General features: G+C 71.7%; 24 protein-coding genes. 8 read left to right on the forward strand and 16 right to left on the reverse strand.

The genetic code is table 11. The features are described 5' to 3' along the window. Window positions 1-79: 79 nt before the first annotated feature. Window positions 80-403, reverse strand: a complete 324-nt coding sequence (gene cutA / locus ACCP09_RS03985) for a divalent-cation tolerance protein CutA (RefSeq protein WP_123684189.1) — start codon at window positions 401-403, stop codon at window positions 80-82. A gap of 28 nt (window positions 404-431) precedes the next feature. Then, on the reverse strand, window positions 432-794 hold the full coding sequence (locus tag ACCP09_RS03990) for a hypothetical protein (protein WP_027932907.1): 363 nt from the start codon (window positions 792-794) through the stop codon (window positions 432-434). Window positions 795-939: 145 nt separating this feature from the next. On the opposite strand from ACCP09_RS03990, the gene ACCP09_RS03995 reads away from it, so the two are divergent. Together ACCP09_RS03995 and ACCP09_RS04000 are read left to right on the forward strand one after the other, a co-directional pair. Next, window positions 940-1,875, forward strand: a complete 936-nt coding sequence (locus ACCP09_RS03995) for a Ppx/GppA phosphatase family protein (protein WP_228684978.1) — start codon at window positions 940-942, stop codon at window positions 1,873-1,875. Between the two features lie 10 nt (window positions 1,876-1,885). Continuing rightward, window positions 1,886-3,673: a thiamine pyrophosphate-requiring protein gene (locus ACCP09_RS04000; protein ID WP_400983637.1), complete on the forward strand. Its 1,788-nt coding sequence runs from the start codon at window positions 1,886-1,888 to the stop codon at window positions 3,671-3,673. Here the strand turns inward: ACCP09_RS04000 and ACCP09_RS04005 are convergent. The 5 genes from ACCP09_RS04005 to ACCP09_RS04025 form a co-directional block, all read right to left on the reverse strand. Then, on the reverse strand, window positions 3,670-4,812 hold the full coding sequence (locus tag ACCP09_RS04005) for a CaiB/BaiF CoA transferase family protein (RefSeq protein ID WP_433743219.1): 1,143 nt from the start codon (window positions 4,810-4,812) through the stop codon (window positions 3,670-3,672). The two genes, ACCP09_RS04000 and ACCP09_RS04005, sit on opposite strands and share 4 nt — an antisense overlap. Before the next feature lie 10 nt (window positions 4,813-4,822). Continuing rightward, window positions 4,823-5,851 carry a flavin-containing monooxygenase gene (locus ACCP09_RS04010; RefSeq protein ID WP_433743221.1) on the reverse strand — a complete coding sequence of 343 codons (1,029 nt, stop codon included), beginning with the start codon at window positions 5,849-5,851 and terminating at the stop codon, window positions 4,823-4,825. A gap of 67 nt (window positions 5,852-5,918) precedes the next feature. Then, complete coding sequence (locus ACCP09_RS04015) at window positions 5,919-8,114, reverse strand: heavy metal translocating P-type ATPase (protein ID WP_433743223.1); 2,196 nt, start codon at window positions 8,112-8,114, stop codon at window positions 5,919-5,921. A gap of 4 nt (window positions 8,115-8,118) precedes the next feature. Continuing rightward, entirely contained in the window at window positions 8,119-8,328 is a 210-nt protein-coding gene (locus ACCP09_RS04020) for a heavy-metal-associated domain-containing protein (protein ID WP_017986270.1), read from the reverse strand. After that, the gene (locus ACCP09_RS04025) at window positions 8,321-9,370 is read right to left on the reverse strand and encodes a HoxN/HupN/NixA family nickel/cobalt transporter (RefSeq protein ID WP_228685320.1); all 1,050 of its coding nucleotides are present in this window, start codon (window positions 9,368-9,370) and stop codon (window positions 8,321-8,323) included. Before ACCP09_RS04025 ends, ACCP09_RS04020 begins: the two co-directional genes overlap by 8 nt. 169 nt (window positions 9,371-9,539) lie before the next feature. On the opposite strand from ACCP09_RS04025, the gene ACCP09_RS04030 reads away from it, so the two are divergent. Continuing rightward, window positions 9,540-9,821 carry a metal-sensitive transcriptional regulator gene (locus ACCP09_RS04030; protein WP_017986268.1) on the forward strand — a complete coding sequence of 94 codons (282 nt, stop codon included), beginning with the start codon at window positions 9,540-9,542 and terminating at the stop codon, window positions 9,819-9,821. A gap of 55 nt (window positions 9,822-9,876) precedes the next feature. On the opposite strand, the gene ACCP09_RS04035 is transcribed toward ACCP09_RS04030, so the two are convergent. Then, entirely contained in the window at window positions 9,877-10,416 is a 540-nt protein-coding gene (locus ACCP09_RS04035) for a TetR/AcrR family transcriptional regulator (protein WP_027932915.1), read from the reverse strand. Window positions 10,417-10,499: 83 nt separating this feature from the next. On the opposite strand from ACCP09_RS04035, the gene ACCP09_RS04040 reads away from it, so the two are divergent. Both ACCP09_RS04040 and ACCP09_RS04045 read left to right on the forward strand, forming a co-directional pair. Continuing rightward, window positions 10,500-11,660 carry an MFS transporter gene (locus ACCP09_RS04040; RefSeq protein ID WP_123684197.1) on the forward strand — a complete coding sequence of 387 codons (1,161 nt, stop codon included), beginning with the start codon at window positions 10,500-10,502 and terminating at the stop codon, window positions 11,658-11,660. A gap of 22 nt (window positions 11,661-11,682) precedes the next feature. After that, entirely contained in the window at window positions 11,683-12,294 is a 612-nt protein-coding gene (locus ACCP09_RS04045) for a D-sedoheptulose-7-phosphate isomerase (RefSeq protein WP_027932916.1), read from the forward strand. Between the two features lie 96 nt (window positions 12,295-12,390). Here the strand turns inward: ACCP09_RS04045 and ACCP09_RS04050 are convergent, their stop codons facing one another. After that, entirely contained in the window at window positions 12,391-12,612 is a 222-nt protein-coding gene (locus tag ACCP09_RS04050; protein WP_020416530.1) for a DUF2188 domain-containing protein, read from the reverse strand. A gap of 119 nt (window positions 12,613-12,731) precedes the next feature. On the opposite strand from ACCP09_RS04050, the gene ACCP09_RS04055 reads away from it, so the two are divergent. Together ACCP09_RS04055 and ACCP09_RS04060 are read left to right on the forward strand one after the other, a co-directional pair. Then, a complete protein-coding gene (locus ACCP09_RS04055; protein ID WP_017986264.1) occupies window positions 12,732-13,106 on the forward strand; it encodes a helix-turn-helix domain-containing protein in 375 nt (124 codons plus the stop codon). Next, window positions 13,103-13,693, forward strand: coding sequence for an ImmA/IrrE family metallo-endopeptidase (locus ACCP09_RS04060; protein ID WP_123684198.1), 591 nt, complete (start codon window positions 13,103-13,105; stop codon window positions 13,691-13,693). Before ACCP09_RS04055 ends, ACCP09_RS04060 begins: the two co-directional genes overlap by 4 nt. Window positions 13,694-13,846: 153 nt before the next feature. Here ACCP09_RS04060 and ACCP09_RS04065 read toward each other — a convergent pair whose 3' ends face one another. The 7 genes from ACCP09_RS04065 to ACCP09_RS04095 all read right to left on the reverse strand — a co-directional run bounded on the left by ACCP09_RS04065 (window position 13,847) and on the right by ACCP09_RS04095 (window position 19,749). Further along, the gene (locus ACCP09_RS04065; protein WP_433743228.1) at window positions 13,847-14,347 is read right to left on the reverse strand and encodes a hypothetical protein; all 501 of its coding nucleotides are present in this window, start codon (window positions 14,345-14,347) and stop codon (window positions 13,847-13,849) included. 373 nt (window positions 14,348-14,720) lie between these two features. Further along, window positions 14,721-15,902: a CaiB/BaiF CoA transferase family protein gene (locus tag ACCP09_RS04070; protein WP_433743230.1), complete on the reverse strand. Its 1,182-nt coding sequence runs from the start codon at window positions 15,900-15,902 to the stop codon at window positions 14,721-14,723. Then, entirely contained in the window at window positions 15,899-16,228 is a 330-nt protein-coding gene (locus ACCP09_RS04075) for a putative quinol monooxygenase (RefSeq protein WP_027932921.1), read from the reverse strand. The genes ACCP09_RS04070 and ACCP09_RS04075 overlap by 4 nt, the downstream gene beginning before the upstream one ends. Before the next feature lie 37 nt (window positions 16,229-16,265). Next, entirely contained in the window at window positions 16,266-16,958 is a 693-nt protein-coding gene (locus ACCP09_RS04080; protein ID WP_027932922.1) for an SDR family oxidoreductase, read from the reverse strand. A gap of 77 nt (window positions 16,959-17,035) precedes the next feature. Then, window positions 17,036-17,158, reverse strand: coding sequence for a ribosomal protein bL36 (locus tag ACCP09_RS04085; RefSeq protein WP_020416524.1), 123 nt, complete (start codon window positions 17,156-17,158; stop codon window positions 17,036-17,038). A gap of 24 nt (window positions 17,159-17,182) precedes the next feature. Further along, window positions 17,183-18,673 (reverse strand): MFS transporter, encoded by a 1,491-nt coding sequence (locus ACCP09_RS04090; protein WP_433743233.1) that lies wholly within the window; start codon window positions 18,671-18,673, stop codon window positions 17,183-17,185. Further along, window positions 18,670-19,749, reverse strand: coding sequence for a TetR/AcrR family transcriptional regulator (locus ACCP09_RS04095; RefSeq protein ID WP_433743235.1), 1,080 nt, complete (start codon window positions 19,747-19,749; stop codon window positions 18,670-18,672). Before ACCP09_RS04095 ends, ACCP09_RS04090 begins: the two co-directional genes overlap by 4 nt. Before the next feature lie 89 nt (window positions 19,750-19,838). Between ACCP09_RS04095 and ACCP09_RS04100 the strand changes: the two genes are divergently transcribed. Then, window positions 19,839-20,978 carry a cytochrome P450 gene (locus ACCP09_RS04100; RefSeq protein ID WP_433743237.1) on the forward strand — a complete coding sequence of 380 codons (1,140 nt, stop codon included), beginning with the start codon at window positions 19,839-19,841 and terminating at the stop codon, window positions 20,976-20,978. The last annotated feature ends 32 nt before the right edge of the window (window positions 20,979-21,010 follow it).

Consider the following 21,010-nt stretch of genomic DNA (forward strand, 5'->3'; position numbering starts at 1 on the left):
GAACAGGACGACGAGCGCGATCCGGACCAGGCGCGACATGTGAAAGAAATTTACGTTTACGGCGCCGGGCCGTCAACGATCAACCGGCCCTGGTCTCCTTGACCAGCCACTCGAGGTACTCCGCGCTGCCGCCCTCGATGGGCGTCGCGATGATCTCCGGAACCTCGTAGTTGTGCTGCTCCTTGATCAGCTCGACCAGCGGCGCCACCCGGTCCGCCACGGTCTTGATCTCCACCCGCCACTCGGGATCGGCGTGCACCTCGCCGTCCCACCGGTAGACGCTCAGGATGGGTCCGACGATCTGGGCGCACGCGCCCAGCCGCGCCTCGACGGCCTGCGCCGCCAGCTCCCGGGCCGTGGACTCGCTGTCGGTGGTGGACGACACGATCACGTGTTCGCGCATGTGCCCGATTAGAGCACTGCGCCCGGGCTCAGACCCAGCCCGCCTGCTGGTCCTCACGCTGCTCGTCCGCGTCGGCGCTCGCCTTGTGGGTCAGCGCGGCGACGGCCTGCTCCATCTCCGAACGCACCTGCGCGGAATCGGTGCGCCGGGTGTGCACGGTCATCGCGATCTCGCACTGCGCGGGACCGCGCTCGATCACCCGCAACTCCCCGCAGTCGTCACCGCCGCTCTCCGTGCCCCACGCCAGTTGTCTGCTCGCCGCGTCCGCGCGTAACCAGCCTTCGGCCAGGTCCTGCGGCAGGAACCGGGGCAGGTTGGGTGCGTCGGAGATGAACGCGAACGCTTCGTCGGCGGGCAGGTCGGCGGTCGCGGTGTAATTGAACGTCTCCATGAGATCGGAGGTATCCGTGTGGCGCAGGGCTAAACGGGGTACCTAGGCCCTTATGCGACTTGGCGTGCTGGACATCGGATCGAACTCCGCGCAGCTCCAGATCGTGGATGCCCACCCGGGCGCACCGCCATTGCCGGCACTGGCTGTGAAAGAGCCCACACGCCTCGCCGAGCAGATCGACGAGCACGGCGCGATCGCGGAGGAGGGCGTCTGCCGGGCGGTGGACGCGGTCGAGTCCGCCCTCACCGCGGCCCGCCTGCACCGCGTCGAGCAGCTGTTCCTGTTCGCGACCTCGGCGATCCGGGACGCGACCAACCGGGACGAGATCATCAACCGGATCGAGGAGCGCACCGGCGTGCGGCCGCAGTTCCTCACCGGCGAGGACGAGGCCCGGCTGACCTACGCCGCCGCGCACCGCTGGTACGGCTGGTCCGCCGGCCGCCTGCTGCTGCTCGACATCGGCGGCGGCTCGCTGGAGATCGCGCTCGGCCGCGACGCCGAACCGCAGCTCACGCTGTCCCTGCCGCTCGGCGCGGGCAGGCTGACGCGGATGTTCCTGCCGGACGACCCGCCGTCGGTCAAGCAGGTCAAGGCCATGCGGCGGCACGTGCGGGACATGCTGCGCGAGGTCGCCGACCGGCTCAGATGGGAGGGCGTGCCCGCCCGCGCCGTCGCCACGTCGAAGACGTTCAAGCAGCTCGCCCGGCTGGCCGGGGCGCCACCGCAGCGGCGCGGCCCGTTCGTGCGGCGCACCCTCACCGTCGACGCGCTCAACGCGTGGATCCCCCGGCTGGCCGAGATGAAGACGTCCGAACGGGCCCGCCTGCGCGGGGTGTCCGCGCCGCGCGCGCGGCAGATCCTGGCCGGCGCGATCGTCGCCAAGGCGACCATGGACACGCTCGACATCCGCAAGGTCGACGTGTGCCCGTGGGCGTTGCGCGAGGGGATCATGCTGCACCACCTGCAGACCCTGCAGGTCTACGACGGCCTGCCGCTGCAGGCGATCAGCACCGCCGTGCCAGAGGTGTCGGGCCGCGGCGGTCCGGGTAAGTCACTGGTGGGACTGAGCCGAGGAGCGTGAGGAGTCTTCCATGTCGGAAACGGTCGGTGACCACCTGCTGAAGCGTCTGCGGGAGTGGGGCGTCGAGCAGGTTTTCGCCTACCCCGGCGACGGGATCAACGGCATCGTCGCCGCGTTCGGCAAGGCGGACAACGAACCTCGCTTCGTCCAGGCCCGTCACGAGGAGATGGCCGCGTTCGAGGCGGTGGGGTACGCCAAGTTCAGCGGGCACGTCGGGGTGTGCATGGCGACCTCGGGGCCGGGAGCCATCCACCTCCTCAACGGGTTGTACGACGCCAAGCTCGACCACGTGCCGGTGGTCGCGATCGTCGGGCAGACCGCGCGCAGCGCGATGGGCGGGTCCTACCAGCAGGAAGTGGACCTGCAGCCGCTGTTCAAGGACGTGGCCAGCGAGTACCTCGTCGAGGTCAACGTCGCCGAGCAGCTGCCGAACGCGCTCGACCGGGCCATCCGGACCGCGCTGGCCAAGCGCGCGCCGACGGCCGTGATCATCCCGAACGACCTGCAGGAAGAGCCGTACTCGCCGCCGAAGCACGCGTTCAAGCACGTGCCGTCCAGCCCGCCCGGCTTCCCGCACCCGGTGGTCATCCCGCCGGAGGACGAGCTGGGGCGCGCGGCGGACATCCTCAACGAAGGCGAGAAGGTCGCGATCCTGATCGGGCAGGGCGCGCGCAACGCCGCCGCCGAGGTCCGCGAGATCGCCGAGCTGACCGGCGCCGGGGTCGCGAAGGCGTTGCTGGGCAAGGACGTCCTGCCGGACGACCTGCCGTACGTGACCGGCTCGATCGGGCTGCTCGGCACGCGGCCGAGCTACGAGATGATGCAGGACTGCGACACGCTGCTGATCGTCGGCTCCAACTTCCCGTACAGCCAGTTCCTGCCCGAGTACGGCAAGGCGCGCGCGCTCCAGATCGACATCGACGGCAGCATGATCGGCATGCGCTACCCGACCGAGGTGAACCTGGTCGGCGAGGCGAAGGGGACGCTGCGGGCGCTGCTGCCGATGGTGCGGCGCAAGGCGGACCGCGCCTGGCGGGAGAAGATCGAGAAGAACGTCGCCTCCTGGTGGGAGACCGTCGAGCAGCAGGCGATGGTCGAGGCGGACCCGGTCAACCCGATGCGGGTCGTGCACGAGCTGTCGCAGCGGATCCCGGAGAACGCGATCGTCACCGCCGACTCCGGCTCGTCGACCAACTGGTACGCGCGGAACCTGCGCATGCGCGGCCGGATGCGCGGCACGCTGTCCGGCACGCTGGCGACGATGGGGCCGGGCGTGCCGTACGCGATCGGCGCGAAGTTCGCCTGCCCGGACCGGCCGGTGATCGCGCTCGAAGGCGACGGTGCGATGCAGATGAACGGCATGGCCGAGCTGCTCACGATCCAGCGCTACCACCACCTGTGGGCCGACCCGCGGCTGGTGGTGTGCGTGTTCCACAACAACGACCTCAACCAGGTCACGTGGGAGCTGCGGGCGATGGGCGGCGCGCCGAAGTTCGAGGAGTCGCAGTCGCTGCCGGAGTTCTCCTACGCCGAGTTCGCCCGGTCGCTCGGCTTCGAGGCGGTCGCGGTGGATTCGCCGGACCAGCTGGGCCCGGCGTGGGACCGGGTGCTGTCCGCGGACCGGCCCGCGCTGCTGGACGTGCGCTGCGACCCGGAGGTACCGCCGATCCCGCCGCACGCGACGTTCGAGCAGATCAAGAGCACGACCGAGGCGATGCTCAAGGGCGACCGCGACGCGTGGCACGTCCTCGTCGAGGGCCTGAAGACCAAGGCCCAGGAGCTGCTGCCGAACCGCTAGTCGGTGTCCTTCAGCCAGCTGCGGATCTCATCGCTGTGCTCGCCGAGCTTCGGCGGCGGCTGGCGGTAGGCCGGCGGCGTCTTCTTCAGGCCGATCGGGTTGCGCACCACGTCCAGCCCGCCCAGCGGCACGCGCGGCGCGAGCCCGAGCCGGTCGGCGAGCTGGAACGCCTCGGCGAGGTCGTTGACCGGCCCGCACGGCACGCCAAGGGGCGTGAGCAGCTCGAACCACTCGTCCGCGGGCCGGGTCCGCAGGCGTTCACCAAGAAGTTCGGCCAGCTCGGCGACGTGCGCGACCCGCTGCGCGTTGGTGGTGAAGCGCTCGTCCACGGCCAGTTCCGGCAGGCCGAGCGCCTCGGTGAGGGCGGCGAACTGGCGGTCGTTGCCGACGGCGATCACGAGCAGCCGGTCGGCGGCCTGGAACACCTCGTACGGCGCGACGGACGGGTGCCGGTTGCCGAGGATGCCCGGCACGACGCCGGCCATCACGTGGTTCGCGCTCTGGTTGACCATGCTCGACAGCAGCGAGCCGAGCAGGCTGACCTCGATCAGCTGCCCCTCGCCGGTCGCGTCGCGGTGACGCAGCGCGGACAGGATGCCGACGGCCGCGTGCAGCCCGGTCAGGACGTCCACGAGCGCGACGCCCACCTTCGTCGGCTCACCCGGCGCGGGACCGGTGACGCTCATCAGCCCGCCGACGGCCTGCAGCAGCAGGTCGTAGCCGGGCAGCGCCCCGCCCGCGCCGCTGCCGAAACCGGAGATCGAGCAGTACACCAGGCCCGGGTTGTCCGCCGCTAGGTCCTCGTAGCCGAGGCCGTAGCGGGCCATCGTCCCCGGGCGGAAGTTCTCCACCACCACGTCGGCGCGGTCCGCCAGCGCCTTCGCCGCGGCCAGGTCGTCCGGATCGGCGAGGTCGAGCGTGATCGAGCGCTTGTTGCGGTTGACCGACCGGAAGTAGACGGCCTCCCCGTCGGCGTGCGGCGGGCCCCACGCGCGGGTGTCGTCCCCGGTTCCGGGGCGCTCGACCTTGATCACCTCGGCGCCGAGGTCGGCGAGCAGCATGGTCGCGTACGGCGCGGCGAGCACCCGGCTGAAGTCGGCGATGACGACGCCGGACAGCGCCCCGGTTCGATCGGTCACACCGTCCCTTCTACCTCATGGGGGCCAGCTTCCGGACCACGTACCTCGCATCGCGGCCGACGCCGCGCAGGCTCGCGGACACCAGCGTGCTCTGCCACTCCAGCCCGACGTACCCGAGGCCGGGCACCGACGTGGACACGCCGCGCCGGTGTTTCGGCATGCCGCGCTCGTCCAGCGCGCCGAGACCGGCGAGGTAGGGCATGTCCGGCCGGTACCCGGTGGCGAGCAGGAGCGTGTCGACCGGTTCGCGGCGGCCGTCGGACCACACGACGTGGTTGCCGTCGAGACGGGTGAACATCGGGCGGCGGTCCGGCCGCCCGGCGCGGATCAGCCCGCGGTAGTGGCCGGTGTCGATCACCGGCACGGTCGGCGGCTCGCCCTTGATGCGGCGCGGCAAGTACGCGACACCGGTGACCGAGAACCAGAACTGCAGGTCCTTACCCAGCGGCCGTTGCGGCGCGTACCGCACCGGCTTGCGGGTCGCGAGCGTCACCGACGACACCTCGGCCAGCTCCGCGGCGATCTGCACGCCCGAGTTGCCCGCACCGACCACGACGATTCGCTGCCCGGCGAACGCGCTCGGCTCGCGGTAGTCCGCCGCGTGGATCACCTTGCCCGCGAAGGAATCCAGCCCGGGCAACGCCGGCGTGTGCGGCTTGCCGAACCACCCGCTGGCCGCCACGACGACCGGCGCCTCGAACTCCTCCCCGGCGCGCACGACGAAACTCCCGTTGCGGCGCACGGATTCCACGCGGTGCCCGGTGCGGATGTCCACGTCCAGTCCGGCGGCGTAGTCGCGCAGGTAGGCGACCACCTCGTCGCGCACCGGATAGTGCCGCGGATCGCCGGGAAAAGGCTTGCCCGGCAGGGAACTGTAGCCCGCGGGCGAGAACAACGTGAGGCTGTCGTAGTAGCGCGGCCAGGACCCGACCGGCTCCGCACCCGCCTCCAGCACCACCGGCTTCAGCCCGGCCTCCCGCAGCGCGTTGGCCGCGGCGAGGCCGGACTGGCCGCCACCGATCACGATCGCGTCGGGCATCACGCCTCCCCAGGTCCGGAACCGCCACCGTAGTCGGCTCCCGGGGAGGCGCGAAGTTGTTACTTCCCTACGAGAACGCGCGCAGCCGCAGCGAATTGCTCACCACGAACACCGAGCTCAGCGCCATCGCGGCGCCGGCGATCATCGGGTTGAGCAGGCCGAGCGCGGCCAGCGGGAGCGCCGCCACGTTGTAGGCGAAGGCCCAGAACAGGTTGCTCTTGATGGTGCCCAGCGTGCGGCGCGCGAGCCGGATCGCGTCGACCGCCGCGCGCAGGTCGCCACGCACCAGGGTCAGGTCGCTCGCCTCGATCGCCACGTCGGTGCCGGTGCCCATCGCCAGTCCCAGGTCGGCCTGCGCGAGCGCGGCCGCGTCGTTGACGCCGTCGCCGACCATCGCGACCCGGTTCCCCTTGTCCTGCAGGCGTTTCACCGCGTCGACCTTGTCGGCGGGCAGCACCTCGGCGATCACCTCGGTGATGCCGACCTCGCGGGCCACCGCCTTGGCGACGGTTTCGTTGTCCCCGGTGAGCAGGACCGGCCGCAGCCCCAGCGCGGTGAGCCTGCGCACCGCTTCGGCGGACGTCGGCTTGACGGTGTCGGCCACCACCAGCAGGCCGCGCACCCGGCCGTCCCAGCCCGCCGCGACGACCGTGCGGCCCAGCTCCTCCGCCTCGGTCTTCGCCTGCGCGAGGCCATCCGGCAGGTGCAGGCCCCAGTCGGCGAGCAGCGCGGTGCGGCCGACCACGACCGCGCGGCCGTCGACCACGCCCCGCACACCGAGGCCCTCGACGTTGCGGAACTCCGAGACGGGCGCGTGCTCGTCCACGGCCGCGGCGATGGCCTTGGCGACGGGGTGCTCGGACGCGTGCTCCAGCGAGCCGGCCATCCGCAGCAGCTCGTCGCGGTCCTCGCCGTCGGCGACCCGCACGTCGACCAGCGACATGCGGCCGGTGGTGACCGTGCCGGTCTTGTCCAGCACGACCGTGTCGATCCGGCGGGTCGACTCCAGCGCCTCCGGGCCCTTGATCAGGATCCCGAGCTGCGCGCCCCGGCCGGTGCCGACCAGCAGCGCGGTCGGCGTGGCCAGCCCCAGCGCGCACGGGCAGGCGATGATCAGCACCGCGACCGCCGCGGTGAACGCCGAGGTGGTGGGCTCGCCGAGCGCGAGCCAGGTGACCAGGGTGCCCAGCGCGAGCACCAGCACGATCGGCACGAAGATCCCGGACACGCGGTCGGCCAGGCGCTGGACCTGCGCCTTCCCGGTCTGCGCCTCCTCGACGAGCTTCGCCATCTGCGCGAGCTGCGTGTCCGAGCCGACGCGGGTGGCGCGCACGACGAGCCGCCCGCCCGCGTTGACGGTGGCGCCGACGACCGCGTCGCCCCGACCGACCTCGACCGGCACGGACTCGCCGGTCAGCATGCTCACGTCGACCGCCGACGAGCCCTCTTCGACCTCGCCGTCGGTGGCGATCTTCTCGCCCGGCCGGACCACGAACCGGTCCCCCACCACCAGTTCCGACGCCGGGATCCGCACCTCGGCGCCGTCCCGCAGCACCGCGACGTCCTTGGCCCCCAGCTCGAGCAGCGCACGCAGGGCGGCGCCGGCGCGGCGCTTGGCGCGGGCCTCGAAGTAGCGCCCGGCCAGGATGAATGTGGTCACCGCCGTGGCGACCTCGAGGTAGATGCGGCTTTCGCTGCTGCGCTCGATGGTGAGCTCGAACGGGTGCCGCAGCCCGATCTCGCCGGCGTCGGTGAACACCAGCGCGTACACCGACCACAGGTACGCCGCGAGGGTGCCGACCGAGATGAGCGTGTCCATCGTCGCGGCGCGGTGCTTGAGGTTCGTCCACGCCGCCACGTGGAACGGCAGGCCGGCGCCGAACACGACCGGCGTCGCCAGCGCGAGGGAGATCCACTGCCAGTAGTCGACCTGCCAGGCCGGGACCATCGCCAGCACGACCACCGGCAGCGACAGGACCGCCGCCGCGAGCACGCGGTCACGCAGGCCGGTGACGTGGTCTTCCTCGTCCTCGGCCGGTTGCGGCAGCGTGGCCGAGTACCCGGCGGCCACGACCGTGTCGACCAGCTTCTGCGGGTCGACGCCCGACGGGAAGCTGACCTTCGCCTTCTCGGTGGCGTAGTTGACCGTGGCGGTGACCCCGTCGAGCTTGTTCAGCTTGCGCTCGATCCGGTTCGCGCACGAGGCGCAGGTCATCCCGCCGATGGCCAGTTCGACCTCGGCGCGCTCGGGGGCGGCGGTCATCGTGTCACCGGGACGCGAGCTCGTATCCGGCCTCGTCGATGGCGGCGCGGATCGCGTCATCGCTCAGCTCGGCGGCGCTCACGACGGTGACCGAACCGGTCGGCAGGTCGACCTTGACGTCCTGGACGCCCTCGATCTTCGTGACCTCCTCGGTGACGGAGGCGACGCAGTGCTGGCAGGTCATCCCGGTGACGGTGTAGACGGTCTCAGTCATGGTCCGGACTATACCCCCTACCCGTACCGGGCGTAACCCAGCGTTCCTCGATGCGGCCGAAGCGCCACACCATCCAGGCGATTACCCAGGTCAGGACGAACAAACCCACGATCAAGAACCCGGCGTGGTCGAGGTTTGTTCCGGCGATCCAGGCCAGCGGGCCGCTCGTGATCCCGGCCTGGTCGACGAGCACGGAGATCAGCTCGATCACGCCGATGACCAGGGCGACCACGACGGAGAGGGCGGTCACGACGACGTTGTAGAAGATCTTGCGCACCGGCCGGGCGAAGGCCCAGCCGTAGGCGTAATTCATGAAGTAGCCGTCGGCGGCGTCGAACAGGGTCATGCCGGCCGCGAACAGGATCGGCAGCACGAGCACGGCGTACCAGGGCAGCGCGAACGCGGCCGCGCCGCCGGCCAGTACCAGCAGGCCGACCTCGGTCGCGGTGTCGAACCCGAGGCCGAACAGTACCCCTACCGGGTAGATGTGCCACGGTTTGCGCACGGCGGCGGTGGCCTTGCCGAGGACGCGGTTGAGCAGGCCGCGGCCGGCGAGCTTCGCTTCGAGCTCGGCCTCGTCGAACTGCCCGCGGCGCATGTCGCGGGCGACGCGGAGGATGCCGACCAGCACGACCAGGTTGATCACGCCGAGCAGGCACAGGAACGTCCCGGACACCGACAGGCCGATCACGCCGGTGACGTCGTGCAGTGTGGAGGAGTCGTCCTCGACCTCCCCGGCGAGCGCGCGCACGCCGAGTGACAACAGCAGGCACAACCCGAACACGATCGTGGAATGCCCGAGGGAGAACCAGAAACCGACGGTGAGCGGACGCTGCCCGTCGGCGATGAGCTTGCGGGTGGTGTTGTCGATCGCCGCGATGTGGTCGGCGTCGAACGCGTGCCGCATGCCGAGCGTGAAGGCCGTGACCCCGAGGCCGACGCCGAACACCCCGGACGCGCCGATCTCGAAGTGCTGCGGCACGACCAGCAGGAGCAGGACCCCCCAGCCGACGACGTTGAGCGCGAGGATGACGCCGACCATCCCCGCCACCGACACCCGTTCCCGCCTGTCGAGCGGGGGCCGATCACCCACGGGAGAACCTCCCTCACCTGTTCAGGTAATCAGATGAACAGACGGCCCGATCGGACGCAAGGGTGCGGATACGGGGAGCGGGTATGATGGCGGGAGTTTTTCGAGAGCGGAGGCGGACATGGCGAGCTACAGCGGAGACAAGGACGCCTACCTCAAGCGACTGCGCCGGATCGAGGGCCAGATCCGCGGCCTGCAGCGGATGGTCGAAGAGGACAAGTACTGCATCGACATCCTGACGCAGGTCTCCGCCGCGACCAAGGCACTGCAGTCGTTCTCGCTCGAACTGCTCGACGAGCACCTGTCGAGCTGCGTAGTCGACGCGGCGCGCGCCGGAGGCCGCGAAGCGGAAGTCAAGGTCCGCGAAGCAAGCGACGCCATCGCGCGCCTCGTGAAGTCCTGACCCGCGAAGTCAGACAGCCGCACCCGCGAGCCAACTCCACGCACTGCCCCAGAATTCACCCGAGCAGCGCCTCCGCCACTGCCTTCGCCCGCAGGGCCGGCTCCGCGCTGCGCTCGCGTAGCGCCGTGACCAGCGCCCCGTCGATCAGCAGCATCAGCTGCTTCGCGAGCGTCGCACTCGAGGCGTACCCGGCCTTCTCCAGCAGCCCGGCCAGGTACTCCGTCACCGCCCCCTTGTGGGCCCGCGCCAGCCGATACACGGCCGCGTCCGCGTCGCCCACCTCGGCCATCGCGTTGATGAACGCGCAGCCCCGGTAGTCGGCCCGCGCGAACCGCTCGGCGAGGAAGTCGAACACCGCCAACGGGTGGTCACCGCGCGCCGCGACGCCCTCTGCCAGCGCCTGCCGCCACTGCTGGTCGCGCTCGGTCAGAACCGTCTCGACCAGGTCGTCCTTGCTCGCGAAGTGCCGGTAGAACGACGCGCGGCCGACGCCGGACACCTCCAGCAGCCGCTCGACGCCCACCGCGCGGATGCCCTCCGCGTAGAACAGGTCCTCGGCGGTCTGCACGAGACGTTCACGGGCTCGGGTCGGCATGGCTCCACAGTATCGGATCTTGACCAGAAACGGAACCGATCAGTACCGTTCAGACGGAACCGATCAGTACCGTTTGAGGAGCCATGGTCACCACCACCCACCGCCTGCCCGCGCGGATCGGCGTCCTGACGATCGCGACGTTCGCGGTCGGCACGGACGCCTTCGTCGTCAACGGCGTCCTGCCCGAACTCGCCCGCTCGCTGGACGTCAGCGTCGGCGAGGCCGGCCAGCTCGTGTCCGTCTTCGCGATCGCCTACGCCGTGCTGTCCCCGGTGCTCGCCGCCGCGACCGGGAACTGGCCGCGGCGCACCGTCCTGCTGGCCGCGCTCGGCGTCTTCGTGCTGGGCAACGCCATCACCGCCCTCGCGCCGGACTACGGCCTCGCCCTGGCGTCACGGGTGATCGCCGCGGCCGGCGCCGCCGCCATCACGCCGACCGCCTCCACCGCCGCGGCCGCACTGGCCCCACCGGAACGACGTGGCCGCGCGATGTCGCTGGTCACGCTGGGCCTGGTGTCGTCGACCGCGCTGGGCGTGCCGATCGGGACGCTGCTCGGCTCGGTCGCGAGCTGGCGCCAGACGATGTGGCTGGTCGCCGCGCTCGGCCTGGTCGCCGCCGCGGGCGTCGCGCTCTGGCTGCCGCCGGTGCCGAACCCGCCTGCCACCACCCTGCGGGCCCGCCTGGCCCCGCTGCGGGACCGGACCGTGCTGCTGATCCTGACCGCCACCGTGGCCATGTTCGTCGGGATCTACCTGGTCACGATCTACCTCAGCGTGATCGTCGAACAGGCGACCGCGGGCGACGGCGTCCGCCTCACCGTCCTGCTGTTCGCCGCCGGGGTCGCCGGCACGGTCAGCAACGTGGTGACCGGCGGGTGGACCGACCGCGTCGGCCCGATGCGGGTCATCACCGCCGCGATGGCCCTGGGCACGCTCGACTTCGCACTCATGCCGTGGACGTCCTCGACGTTCGCCGGCGCGCTGGTCGCCGTCGTCGCCTACGGGCTGGCCTCGTGGTCGGTGATGGTGCCGCAACAGCACCAGCTGATCGCCGCCGCGCCTGCGACGCCGTCGCTGGTCGTGTCGCTGAACGCGTCGGCGATCTACCTCGCCGTGTCCCTGGCCGGGGTGCTGGGCGCCGCCGCGCTCGAGGTGGTGCGCGGCGCTTTCCTGCCGTGGCTCGCGGCCTTCTTCCTCCTCGCCGGGCTGGCCGCCGCGTGGGCGGCGGAGAAGTTTAAACGTTGAACAGCAGGCAAACCTCCTCCACATGAGCGCGACCACCACACTGCCGAACGTGGCGCGCGGACACCTGGACACCCTGGACGAGACGCTGAGCGCGCTCCGTCGGCAGACGGGGCGCCTCACACGCTGGGGCCGCGTGCTCGCCGAGCGGTTGAGCGACGGCGGCCGGCTGCTCGCCGCGGGCAACGGCGGGTCCGCGGCCGAGGCCAGGCAACTGACCGCGGACCTGCTGGGCCGCTACCACGACGACCGCCCGCCGTTCTCCGCGATCGCCTTGCACGCCGACGCCTCCAGCCTCATCGCGGTGGGCGACGAGTACGAGTACGACCACGCCGAGATCTTCGCGCGGCAGGTGCGGGCGCACGCCCGGCCGCGCGACATCCTCCTGCTGCTGTCGGCGAACGGCCGCAGCCGCAACCTGACACGGGCGGCCGAGGAGGGCGTCCGCGCGGGGGCGAACGTGTGGGCGCTGACCGGGCCGAGCCCGAACCCGCTGGCGAACGTCGTCGAGGACGCGCTGTGCCTGCCCGGCACCGCGGCCACCGTGCAGGAAGCCCACCTCGTGGCGGTCCACATCCTGTGCGCGGAGGTGGAAACCGCACTGTCCACAGGGGACACCGAGCGGAGGGCCTCCTGAGGCGCCACGACGAAGCGCCCCGAATTGTCAGACCCCACCCCTATCGTCCACCCCATGCCCACCCACCCCACCCCCGGCGGCAGGCCGCGGGAGAAGTCAACCCGGAGCAGGCAGCGGATCGTTGCCGTAGAGCCGTCTGCTCTCGATCGACCCGTCGCGCCGCTGGATCCTGAGCACGCTCGGGCGGTCGGCGCGCGCCAGCTTCGCGGCCGCGCGCACCGCGTCCCGCTTGCGCTCGTGGTGCGACAGCACGGCCTCGCCCCGCTTCACGTCCCAGCTGCCCAGCATCGGCGAGACCCAGTACACCGTCCGCGACATGATCCCTCTCCCTCCTCGGGTGTTGCACTGGAGCAACACTGTTCCTATAGTACATCACCGTTGCACCTCCGCAACGGTTCGGCAAAACTGCGACGGAACGGAACGCGGAGGTGTGCCACATGGGCGGACGGCTGGACACGGGGAGGCTCTATGCGGCCCTCGACGCGGAGCGCGAGTCACGCGGCTTGTCGTGGCGGCAGCTCGCGGCCGAGGCCGGGGTGAGCGCGTCCCTGGTCAGCCGGATGGGCAACGGTCACCGGCCGGACCTGGACGGGTTCATCGCGCTCGTCCAGTGGCTCGGGATGCCCGCCGAGACGTTCATGGTGTGGCCGGAGGGCCAGCCCGACGGGCGCCGCCGGCCCTCGCTCGAAGCGCAGCTCGCGCCGCTGCTCCGGGCCGAGGAAGAACTCAGCGAGTCCGACCAGCAGCACCTGCTGGACGTGGTCGGCCTGACGATGCGACACATCCGCGCCAAGAACAAGGAGTCGAAATGACCCTCCGCCGGGGTTTCAAGAAGGAGGCCAGGGAACTCGCCCTCGAGGTGCGGGCCGAGCTGGGCACCGACGTCTTCGCCCCGCTCGACCCGTGGGCGCTGGCCGAGCTGTACGGGATCGAGGTGTTCGACCTGCGCAGCCCGTTCCTGCCCGCGGAGTCGGTGCGGCACCTGACGGAAGAACGCCCGCACGTGTTCTCCGCCGCGCTGGTCCCGCTCCACCCGAGCGGCGCCGTGATCATCGAGAACCACGTGCACCCCATGCGCCGCAGGCGGTCCACGATCGCGCACGAGATGGCGCACGTGCTCCTGGAACACCCGTTCGGCCCAACGCTGACCGACGAGAACGGCTGCCGCTCGGCTGTCGCGGGCATCGAGGAGGAGGCGGCCGAACTGTCCGGCGAGCTCCTCATCCCCACCGACGCCGCGCGGGTCGCCGCGTTCAAGGGCTGGTCGGATCACTCGGTGGCCAACCATTTCCGGGTCAGCGTCGCGATGGCCACGTGGCGCATGAACATGAGCGGCGCGCGCCGGATCGCCGCTCGAACGCGGTTCAAGGCCGAAGCGCGGTACGCCACACCTGCCTGAGTGGTTGTCCACAAAGCGATCCACAGGTGGACGAATCTGTGGACAACTCGACTGTCCATTGCGGACTGATTGGAGGCGGCTAACACACGACGCGACGAAACGGGTTAACCACAGGGGAAGAACTCGTGGATCCTGGCGCCCGAACCGGTGTCGTCAAGCGGCCTGGTCGGTTTCCTCGCCGAACAGCTCGGCCACCGCGCGTGCCCGCAGGCGTTCGAGCCGCGTCGCCTGACTGCGCCCGTTCGCGATCAGCTCGTCGAGCCGGTCAGCGTCCAGGCGCGGGTCGACCGCGGCGCGGGCACGCAGGGTGCGCCAGGCCGCGACCTTGCCCTCGACGCCGAGCCGGAGCCCCTCCAGCTCTTCGACGCGGCTGAGCGGCGAACGGTTCAGCAGGCGGCCGTTGGCTTTGAGCCTGCCCGCCTTCTCCAGGAGCCACCCGGCCCAGTGGCCGGTGGGGCGGGAGGGTTCGCCGAGGGCGCGCATCATGTCGACGAGGGCGTCGCGGTCCTCGGCCATCTCCTCGGCGAGGCGGTCGAGCTTGCCGTTGCCTGCCCAGTCGGCCTCGGCGCGGGCGAAACGCCTGGCCAGCTCGACCCCGGCGGTCACCACGGCCACGTGGTCGTTCAGGTAAATCCCGAGCAAGGTGCGACGCATACCGGCGAGTACCCCACGAACGAGGGGCTCAATCCAGGTCACCCCAGCCTCCCGACGCGCTGCGAGCGCTGCTTCCGCCGGCCCAGCACCCCGCCCCGCCACGCCACGACAAGCGGCGGCAAAGGCCGGCGCAAGGTCAGGCCCCTACGCCCGCCCGGCGATCAGACCAACGCCGGCACCCCGGCAAACGACCCACCAGCGGCTCTCACCACTCCCGCAGAGCCGCCCGAGGGCGGCAGCGTTGCCGAGTAACAAGCAACCCACCGGGCACCACGACCTTCCGCATTCAGCCGCTCAGCAGCATCGCCGCCCAGCGGCAGGGCCACCCAGCGGACAGAACAGCCCCCGCGGCTCAAAAAACCGACCCCGCGGGTCAGACCACACCCTCCGCACGCAGCCGCTCCACCGCCGCCGCCTCGTGGCCGAGCTCCTGGAGGATCGCGTCGGTGTGCGCGCCCACCTCCGGCACCGGCCCCATCCGCGGCTCGAACCCGCCCATGATCACCGGCGGGCGGAGCGCCTCCATCGTCCCGCCGGGGATCGACACCGTGCGCCACCGGTCGCGCTCAGCGAGCACCGGGTGCGCCAGGAACTCGTGCACCGAGTTCACCCCGGCGTTCGCCACGCCGATGTCGTCCAGCAGGGCCATGATCTTGTCGCTGTCCAGCTCGCGGAACCGCGCCGCCACGATCTCGTTCAGCTCGTTCCGGTGGGCCACCCGCGCGGAGCCGGTCGCGAACCGCGGGTCGTCGACCAGCTCGGGCCGCTGCAGGAACCGCGAGCACAACGCGACCCACTCCGGCTCGTTCTGGATCGAGAACAGCACGTCCTTCCCGTCGGCCGCGGTGTAGGCGCCGTAGGGCGCGATCGTCGCGTGCTGGGTGCCCACCCGCGGCGGCTGCGTGCCGCCGTAGCGCGTGTAGTAGGCCGGTTGTCCCATCCACTCGGACAGCGCGTCGAACAACGACACCTCCACCGGCTCCGCCCGGCCGGTCGTGGCCCGCGTGAACAGGGCCGTCAGGATGCCCGAGTAGGCGTACATGCCGCCCGCGATGTCCGCGACCGACACCCCCACCCGCGCCGCGCCCTCCGGTGTCCCGGTCAGCGACACCAGGCCGGTCTGGCACTGGACGAGCAGGTCGTAGGCCTTCCGCTCCGCCCACGGCCCGTCGGTGCCGTACCCGCTGATCGTGCACGGGATCAGCGACGGGTACCGCTGCGCGAGCGTCGCCGGATCCAGCTCCAGGCGGGCCGCCGCACCGGGCGCGAGGTTCTGCACGAACACGTCCGCGCCGGCGAGCAGCTTCGCCAGCACCTCCCGGCCGCGGGGGTCCTTGAGGTTGAGGGTCAGCGACTCCTTGGAGCGGTTGAGCCAGACGAAGTAGCTGGACTGGCCGTGCACGGTCGTGTCGTAGCGCCGCGCGAAGTCACCGCCACCGGGGCGTTCCACCTTGATCACCCGGGCGCCGAGATCGGCGAGCTGGCGCGTCGCGAACGGCGCCGCGACGGCCTGCTCCAGGCTGACGACAGTGATCCCGGCGAGCGGCAGGTTCACAGCGCGCCCAGCTTGCCGTCCCCGTCCGGCAGCGGGGTCAGCAGCTGCACGTCCAACGGCTTCGCGAGCAGCCCGTCGAGCGCTGCGTTCAGTTCGGCGAGCGCCGCGCCCTTGCCGTGGGCGCCGAGCGCGGGGCCGGAGGCCCACTTCTCCACCATCACGAACGTCGTCGGCGACTTCGCGTCGCGGTGCAGTGCGTAGCGTTCACAACCCGGCTCGGGGTGCACCGCCCGCACCGCGGTCCGCAGCGCCTCCTCGACCTGGGCCTCCTTGCCTTCCGCGGCCTCGATGGTCGCGATCACGACGACAGCGTCCGTCTGGTTCATGCCGCCATACCACCGGATGCGGGCCGCGACCGCAAGGTCACGGACGCCATTCGGGCTCGATCACGAGCTCGGTCGGATGCGTGTTCCGCGGCGCGTCCAGCACGGATCGCACCGCGTCCGCGACCGACGACGGATCGAGGTACCGCTCGGGCTCGTACGGCCCGCCCTCCATCCGGCGGACGGTCTGCTGCATCGGCGTCGCGACCCGTCCCGGGTAGATGCTCGTGACGCGCACCCCGTTCCGGAGCTCCTCGCGGCGCAGCGCCTCGGCGAACACGCGCAGCGCCGTCTTGCTGGCGGCGTAGGCGGACCGGTTGGCGGGCGAGCCGAGGACGGCCGTCGAGTTCACCAGGATCACCCGGCCCCGCGCGGCTCGCAGCGCGGGCAGCAGCAGCCGGGTCATCCCGATGACGCCGAACAGGTTCACGGCGAACAGCTCATGCCACACGGCGGGATCGGTTTCCGCGACCGAACCCAGTTGGAAAACACCCGCACAATGCACGAGCACGTCGACCGACGACAATTCCGGGAAATTATCGTAAATGTCCGGATCGGCCGCCAGATCTACCGTCCAGCAATGCGCGTCCGGCAACGTCCCGGCCAATTCCTTCAACCCGGTCTCGTCCCGTCCGGCGAGCCAGATCGTGTACCGGTCGCCCAGCGCAGCAGCGACTTCCGCACCGATCCCGCCGGTAGCGCCGACCACGACAGCAGTTCCACGCGTGTTCATCGATCGCCACGATAGGCGGCACATCGCACAAAAGAACAGGGTCCGTCGACCCTGGACGGACCCTGTTTCCGGACAATTCAGCCCTGACGGGCGTTCACCCGGGGGTTGTTCTTGTTGATCACGAACGAGCGCCCACGGCGCCGGACCACGATCGAGCCCGGCTGGCGCTTGAGCGACCTGAGCGAATTCCTGCTCTTCATACCCGCTCCTTCCTCGCACATTCGTCAACGATCCGAGGGCTCGCGGCATTCCACGGGGTGCAGCGGGGTGCCCGCCACCGCGCAGTGGACCTTCACCGGGCTGGCCGGCGTCGGCTTCGGGCGGCCGGGCACGAGCGCGAACGCGATCAACGCGCCCGCGACGAGCATCCCGGCGCACACCAGCATCGCCGTCCGGTAGGCGGGCGCGAGCGCCGCGGGATCGGTCAGGCTGCCCGCGCCGATACCCGCGACCAGCGGCAGCACCGCGACCGCGAGCAGCCCGGCGGTGCGGGCGATCGCGTTGTTCGCGCCGCTGGCGACCCCCGCGTACCGGTCGTCGAGCGCGCCGAGCGCGGTCGCGGTCAGCGGCGCGACCGTCAGCGACAGGCCGAGCCCGAGCACCACGACCGCGGGCAGCACCTCCGTCAGGTACGACGGGCTCGCCGAGATCCGGGACAGCAGCACGAGCGCCACCGCGCACACGATCGGCCCGACGGTCATCGGCAGGCGCGGCCCCGTCCGCTGCCCCAGCGCCCCGGCGCGCGCCGACAGCACGAGCATCAGCGCGGTCACCGGCAGCATCGCCGACCCCGCCGCGACCGGCGAGTACCCGCCGACGACCTGCAGGTTCAGCACGACCAGGAAGAACACGCCGCCCAGCGCGGCGTACACCGCGAAGGTCACCAGGTTCGCCGCGGTGAACGCCCGCGACGCGAACACGCCGAGCGGCAGCATCGGGTGCCGCGACCGCCGCTCGGTCAGCACGAACGCCGCGATCCCGGCGACTCCCACGCCCAGCGCCGCCAGCACGGTCGGCGAGCCGGCGCCGAGCGACGGCCACGCCGTGAAGCCGTAGCTCAGCCCGGCCAGCCCGAGAGCGCCCATCGCCGCGCCGGTGAAGTCCAGCTGCCGTGCGGCCTCCGGGTTGCGGGTCTCCGGGACGTGCCGGAGCGCGACCAGCGCGACGACCGCCGCGAGCGGCACGTTGATCAGGAACACCAGGCGCCAGCTCGCCACCTCGACCAGCCAGCCGCCGAGGAACGGTCCGAGCGCACCCGCGATCCCGCCGAGCCCGGACCACGCGCCGATCGCCTTCGCGCGGTCGTCGGGGTGGAACGACGCCTCCAGGATCGCCAGCGACCCTGGCGTGAGCAGGGCGCCGCCGACCCCCTGCAGCACCCGGGCGGCGACCAGCGTCCAGGTGTCCGGCGCGAGCCCGCAGAGCAGCGACGCGATCGCGAACCACGAGACGCCGAGCACGAAGATCCGCCGCCGCCCGAATCGGTCGCCGAGGGAGCCGCCGGGCAGGATCAGGGCGGCGAGGCTGAGCGTGTAGCCGTTGATCGTCCACTGGAGACCAGCCGTGCTCGCCTCGAGGTCGCTGCCGATCTTGGGCAGCGCGATGTTCACGACCGTGGCGTCGAGGAACGTGATACCGGACCCGAGGACGGTGGCGAACAGGACCCAGCGCCCGGCGGCCTGGCCGTACCGGAGCGAGGTTTCCGCCGTAGTCACGAGGACCGATCGTGGTTGGCCGCGGCGGCGGGCGCAAGTCTCCCTGCTGACACCGCGTGGCAGGCGCCGAACCCGTCGGCGCGCGCGACGATCCGGCCGCCGGCCACGCGCACCGCCACCTCGGTCGCGTCGCTGACCGCCGCAACGCCGGCCGCCGCGGCCAGCTCACCTCGTTCGTCGCACACGACCCGCAGGCCGGGCCACGCGGCCTTGGGGAACGCCTGCCGGAGGCACGCGGCGACCTCGGTGATCACCAGGCGTGCGAGCGGCCCCAGCTCGGCCGGTTCCCCGGTGACCGCCACGAGCGTGACGTCCGCCCCCGCCCGGACCGCTTCCTCGACGACGGCGAGCCGGTGCAGGCCGAGTACCGCGACGACGCCGTCGGACGGGAGCCGGACCGGCTCGCCGCGCACCAGGTCGACGGCCTCGCCGGGCGCCCACGGTTCGTTGGCCGGCCGCGACTGCGGGGACACCTGCGGCGGCGCCCACCAGTCGTTGAACGGCAGTTCGGCGAGCTGTTCGCACGTGCTGATCACGTCGAACGGCTCGACGAACCCGGGCGCCGCGACGGTGAGCTGCCGCGCGCCGTGCAGCGACGTCAGCACCGCTCGCGCCCGGCGCACGTACCGCGCGGGCGGCGCGCCCGGTGGGGACTCCGGCGGGTCGAGCCGTTCCACCGCCAGCGCGAGCAGCAGCGCGCCGAGTTCCATGAGCTGCGCGTACGGCAGCCGCACCCGCTCGTCGGCCATCACCTCGGACGGCAGGTCGCGGGCCAGGCCGGCGTCCCGCACGATCCAGTCGCGGGCGAACGAGCCGACCGCGGACCGGGCGTCGGTGCCCGGCCTGCTGTGCGGGGACGGCTCCGCGCGGGCCGCGAGGTCGGCCAGGACCGCGAAGTACAGGGCCCGCTTGCCGGGGAAGTTCGAGTAGACCGCGCCGCGCGTGAGCTCCGCCCGCTCGGCGATGACGTCCACCTTGGCGTCCCGGAACCCCCGCTCTGCGAACTCCTCGCGGGCCGCGACCAGCACTTTCGCGCGGTTGCGCTCCTGCGTCTCCGCCCTGGTCAGCCGCGCCACGAAGCCTCCTCGTTGCCATCCGGACGAAGACCAAGATATCGTGCCCATTCAAATGATATGAACATCTGTACTGAACATCTGGAGTGCGAGTGATCCCCGAGATCTCCCTGACCGACCCCGAAGTGCTGACCGATCCGTTTACCGCCTACGGCCGGGCGCGGGAGCAGTCGCCGCTCGCCCGCGTCGGCGCGCCCGGCTTCGGCCCGGTGTGGGCCGCGACCCGACACGAGACCGCGCGAGCGGTCCTGTCCGACCCGCGCTTCGAACTGACCGCGAACAGCTACCAGCGCCCGGACGTGCCCGAACACTGCCGCGCGTACATGCGCACGATGTCCGAAATGGAGGGTGCGGAGCACGCCCGGCTGCGGCGCCTGGTCTCCCCCGCGTTCTCCGCGCGCCGCGCGCTGGACTTCCGGCCACGCGTCGAACCGCTCGTCGGACGGCTGCTCGACGACCTGCCCGCGGAGGCCGACCTGCTGCGGGACTTCGCCCGTCCGCTGCCGATGGACGTGATCTGCGAACTGGTCGGCATTCCCGGCGAGGACCGCCCGCGTTGGCGCGAGTACGGCATGGCGGTGGCCGCCGGCTATGGCCCGGCGTTCGCGGCGGCGATCCCCGGCGTCATGGCCGGCGCGCAGGCCGCCATCGCCCGCCGCCGGGAGGAGCCGGGCGACGACGTGCTCGCCGACCTGATCCGGGCCGAGGACCGGCTCAGTGACACCGAGATGGTCACGCTCGTGTGGCACCTGGTGCTGGCGGGGCAGACCCCGGCGAACCTCATCGCGAACGCGGTGGCCGCCCTGCTGGAGCACCCGGACCAGCTCGCCGCGCTGCGCGCCGAACCGGGACTCATGCCGCGCGCGGTGGACGAGCTGATCCGCTGGTGCGGGCCGACGTTGATGACGATTCCGCGCTACGCGCGCGAGGACGTGGAACTGGAGGGCGTGCTGATCCGCGAGGGCGAGGCGATCGTCGCGGCGGTCGCGGCGGCCAACCGGGATCCACGCGCCTTCGGGGATCCGGACCGCTTCGACGTGACCCGGCCCGGCGGTGGGCACCTCGGCTTCGGGCACGGCCCGCACTTCTGCCTCGGCGCCGCGCTGGCCCGGGTGCAGACGGAGGTCGCGCTGACCGCGCTGCTGGCCCGGGAGTTCGAACCGGTCAAGGTCGAGCGCATGCCGGATCCGGGGACCTGGCGGCTGTCGAGCCTCGTCGTCCGATTTGGTTGACGTGTCATCCTCCGCTGGTTAGCTTGGGAGGC

The organism is Amycolatopsis sp. 3B14, assembly GCF_050958625.1.
Taxonomy (GTDB): Bacteria; Actinomycetota; Actinomycetes; order Mycobacteriales; family Pseudonocardiaceae; genus Amycolatopsis_E; species Amycolatopsis_E thermoflava.

Bases quoted from the DNA above. Each gene is read 5' to 3' on its own strand.
- ACCP09_RS04010 (WP_433743221.1), bottom strand. From the start codon at position 5,851: ATGCCCGACGCGATCGTGATCGGTGGCGGCCAGTCCGGCCTCGCCGCG.
- ACCP09_RS04060 (WP_123684198.1), top strand. From the start codon at position 13,103: ATGACCCTCCGCCGGGGTTTCAAGAAGGAGGCCAGGGAACTCGCCCTC.
- ACCP09_RS04085 (WP_020416524.1), bottom strand. From the start codon at position 17,158: ATGAAGAGCAGGAATTCGCTCAGGTCGCTCAAGCGCCAGCCGGGCTCG.
- ACCP09_RS04055 (WP_017986264.1), top strand. From the start codon at position 12,732: ATGGGCGGACGGCTGGACACGGGGAGGCTCTATGCGGCCCTCGACGCG.
- ACCP09_RS04035 (WP_027932915.1), bottom strand. From the start codon at position 10,416: ATGCCGACCCGAGCCCGTGAACGTCTCGTGCAGACCGCCGAGGACCTG.
- ACCP09_RS04020 (WP_017986270.1), bottom strand. From the start codon at position 8,328: ATGACTGAGACCGTCTACACCGTCACCGGGATGACCTGCCAGCACTGC.
- ACCP09_RS04075 (WP_027932921.1), bottom strand. From the start codon at position 16,228: ATGAACCAGACGGACGCTGTCGTCGTGATCGCGACCATCGAGGCCGCG.
- ACCP09_RS03990 (WP_027932907.1), bottom strand. From the start codon at position 794: ATGGAGACGTTCAATTACACCGCGACCGCCGACCTGCCCGCCGACGAA.
- ACCP09_RS04025 (WP_228685320.1), bottom strand. From the start codon at position 9,370: ATGGTCGGCGTCATCCTCGCGCTCAACGTCGTCGGCTGGGGGGTCCTG.
- cutA (WP_123684189.1), bottom strand. From the start codon at position 403: ATGCGCGAACACGTGATCGTGTCGTCCACCACCGACAGCGAGTCCACG.
- ACCP09_RS04045 (WP_027932916.1), top strand. From the start codon at position 11,683: ATGAGCGCGACCACCACACTGCCGAACGTGGCGCGCGGACACCTGGAC.
- ACCP09_RS04080 (WP_027932922.1), bottom strand. From the start codon at position 16,958: ATGAACACGCGTGGAACTGCTGTCGTGGTCGGCGCTACCGGCGGGATC.
- ACCP09_RS04030 (WP_017986268.1), top strand. From the start codon at position 9,540: ATGGCGAGCTACAGCGGAGACAAGGACGCCTACCTCAAGCGACTGCGC.
- ACCP09_RS04065 (WP_433743228.1), bottom strand. From the start codon at position 14,347: ATGCGTCGCACCTTGCTCGGGATTTACCTGAACGACCACGTGGCCGTG.
- ACCP09_RS04050 (WP_020416530.1), bottom strand. From the start codon at position 12,612: ATGTCGCGGACGGTGTACTGGGTCTCGCCGATGCTGGGCAGCTGGGAC.
- ACCP09_RS04000 (WP_400983637.1), top strand. From the start codon at position 1,886: ATGTCGGAAACGGTCGGTGACCACCTGCTGAAGCGTCTGCGGGAGTGG.
- ACCP09_RS04015 (WP_433743223.1), bottom strand. From the start codon at position 8,114: ATGACCGCCGCCCCCGAGCGCGCCGAGGTCGAACTGGCCATCGGCGGG.
- ACCP09_RS04040 (WP_123684197.1), top strand. From the start codon at position 10,500: ATGGTCACCACCACCCACCGCCTGCCCGCGCGGATCGGCGTCCTGACG.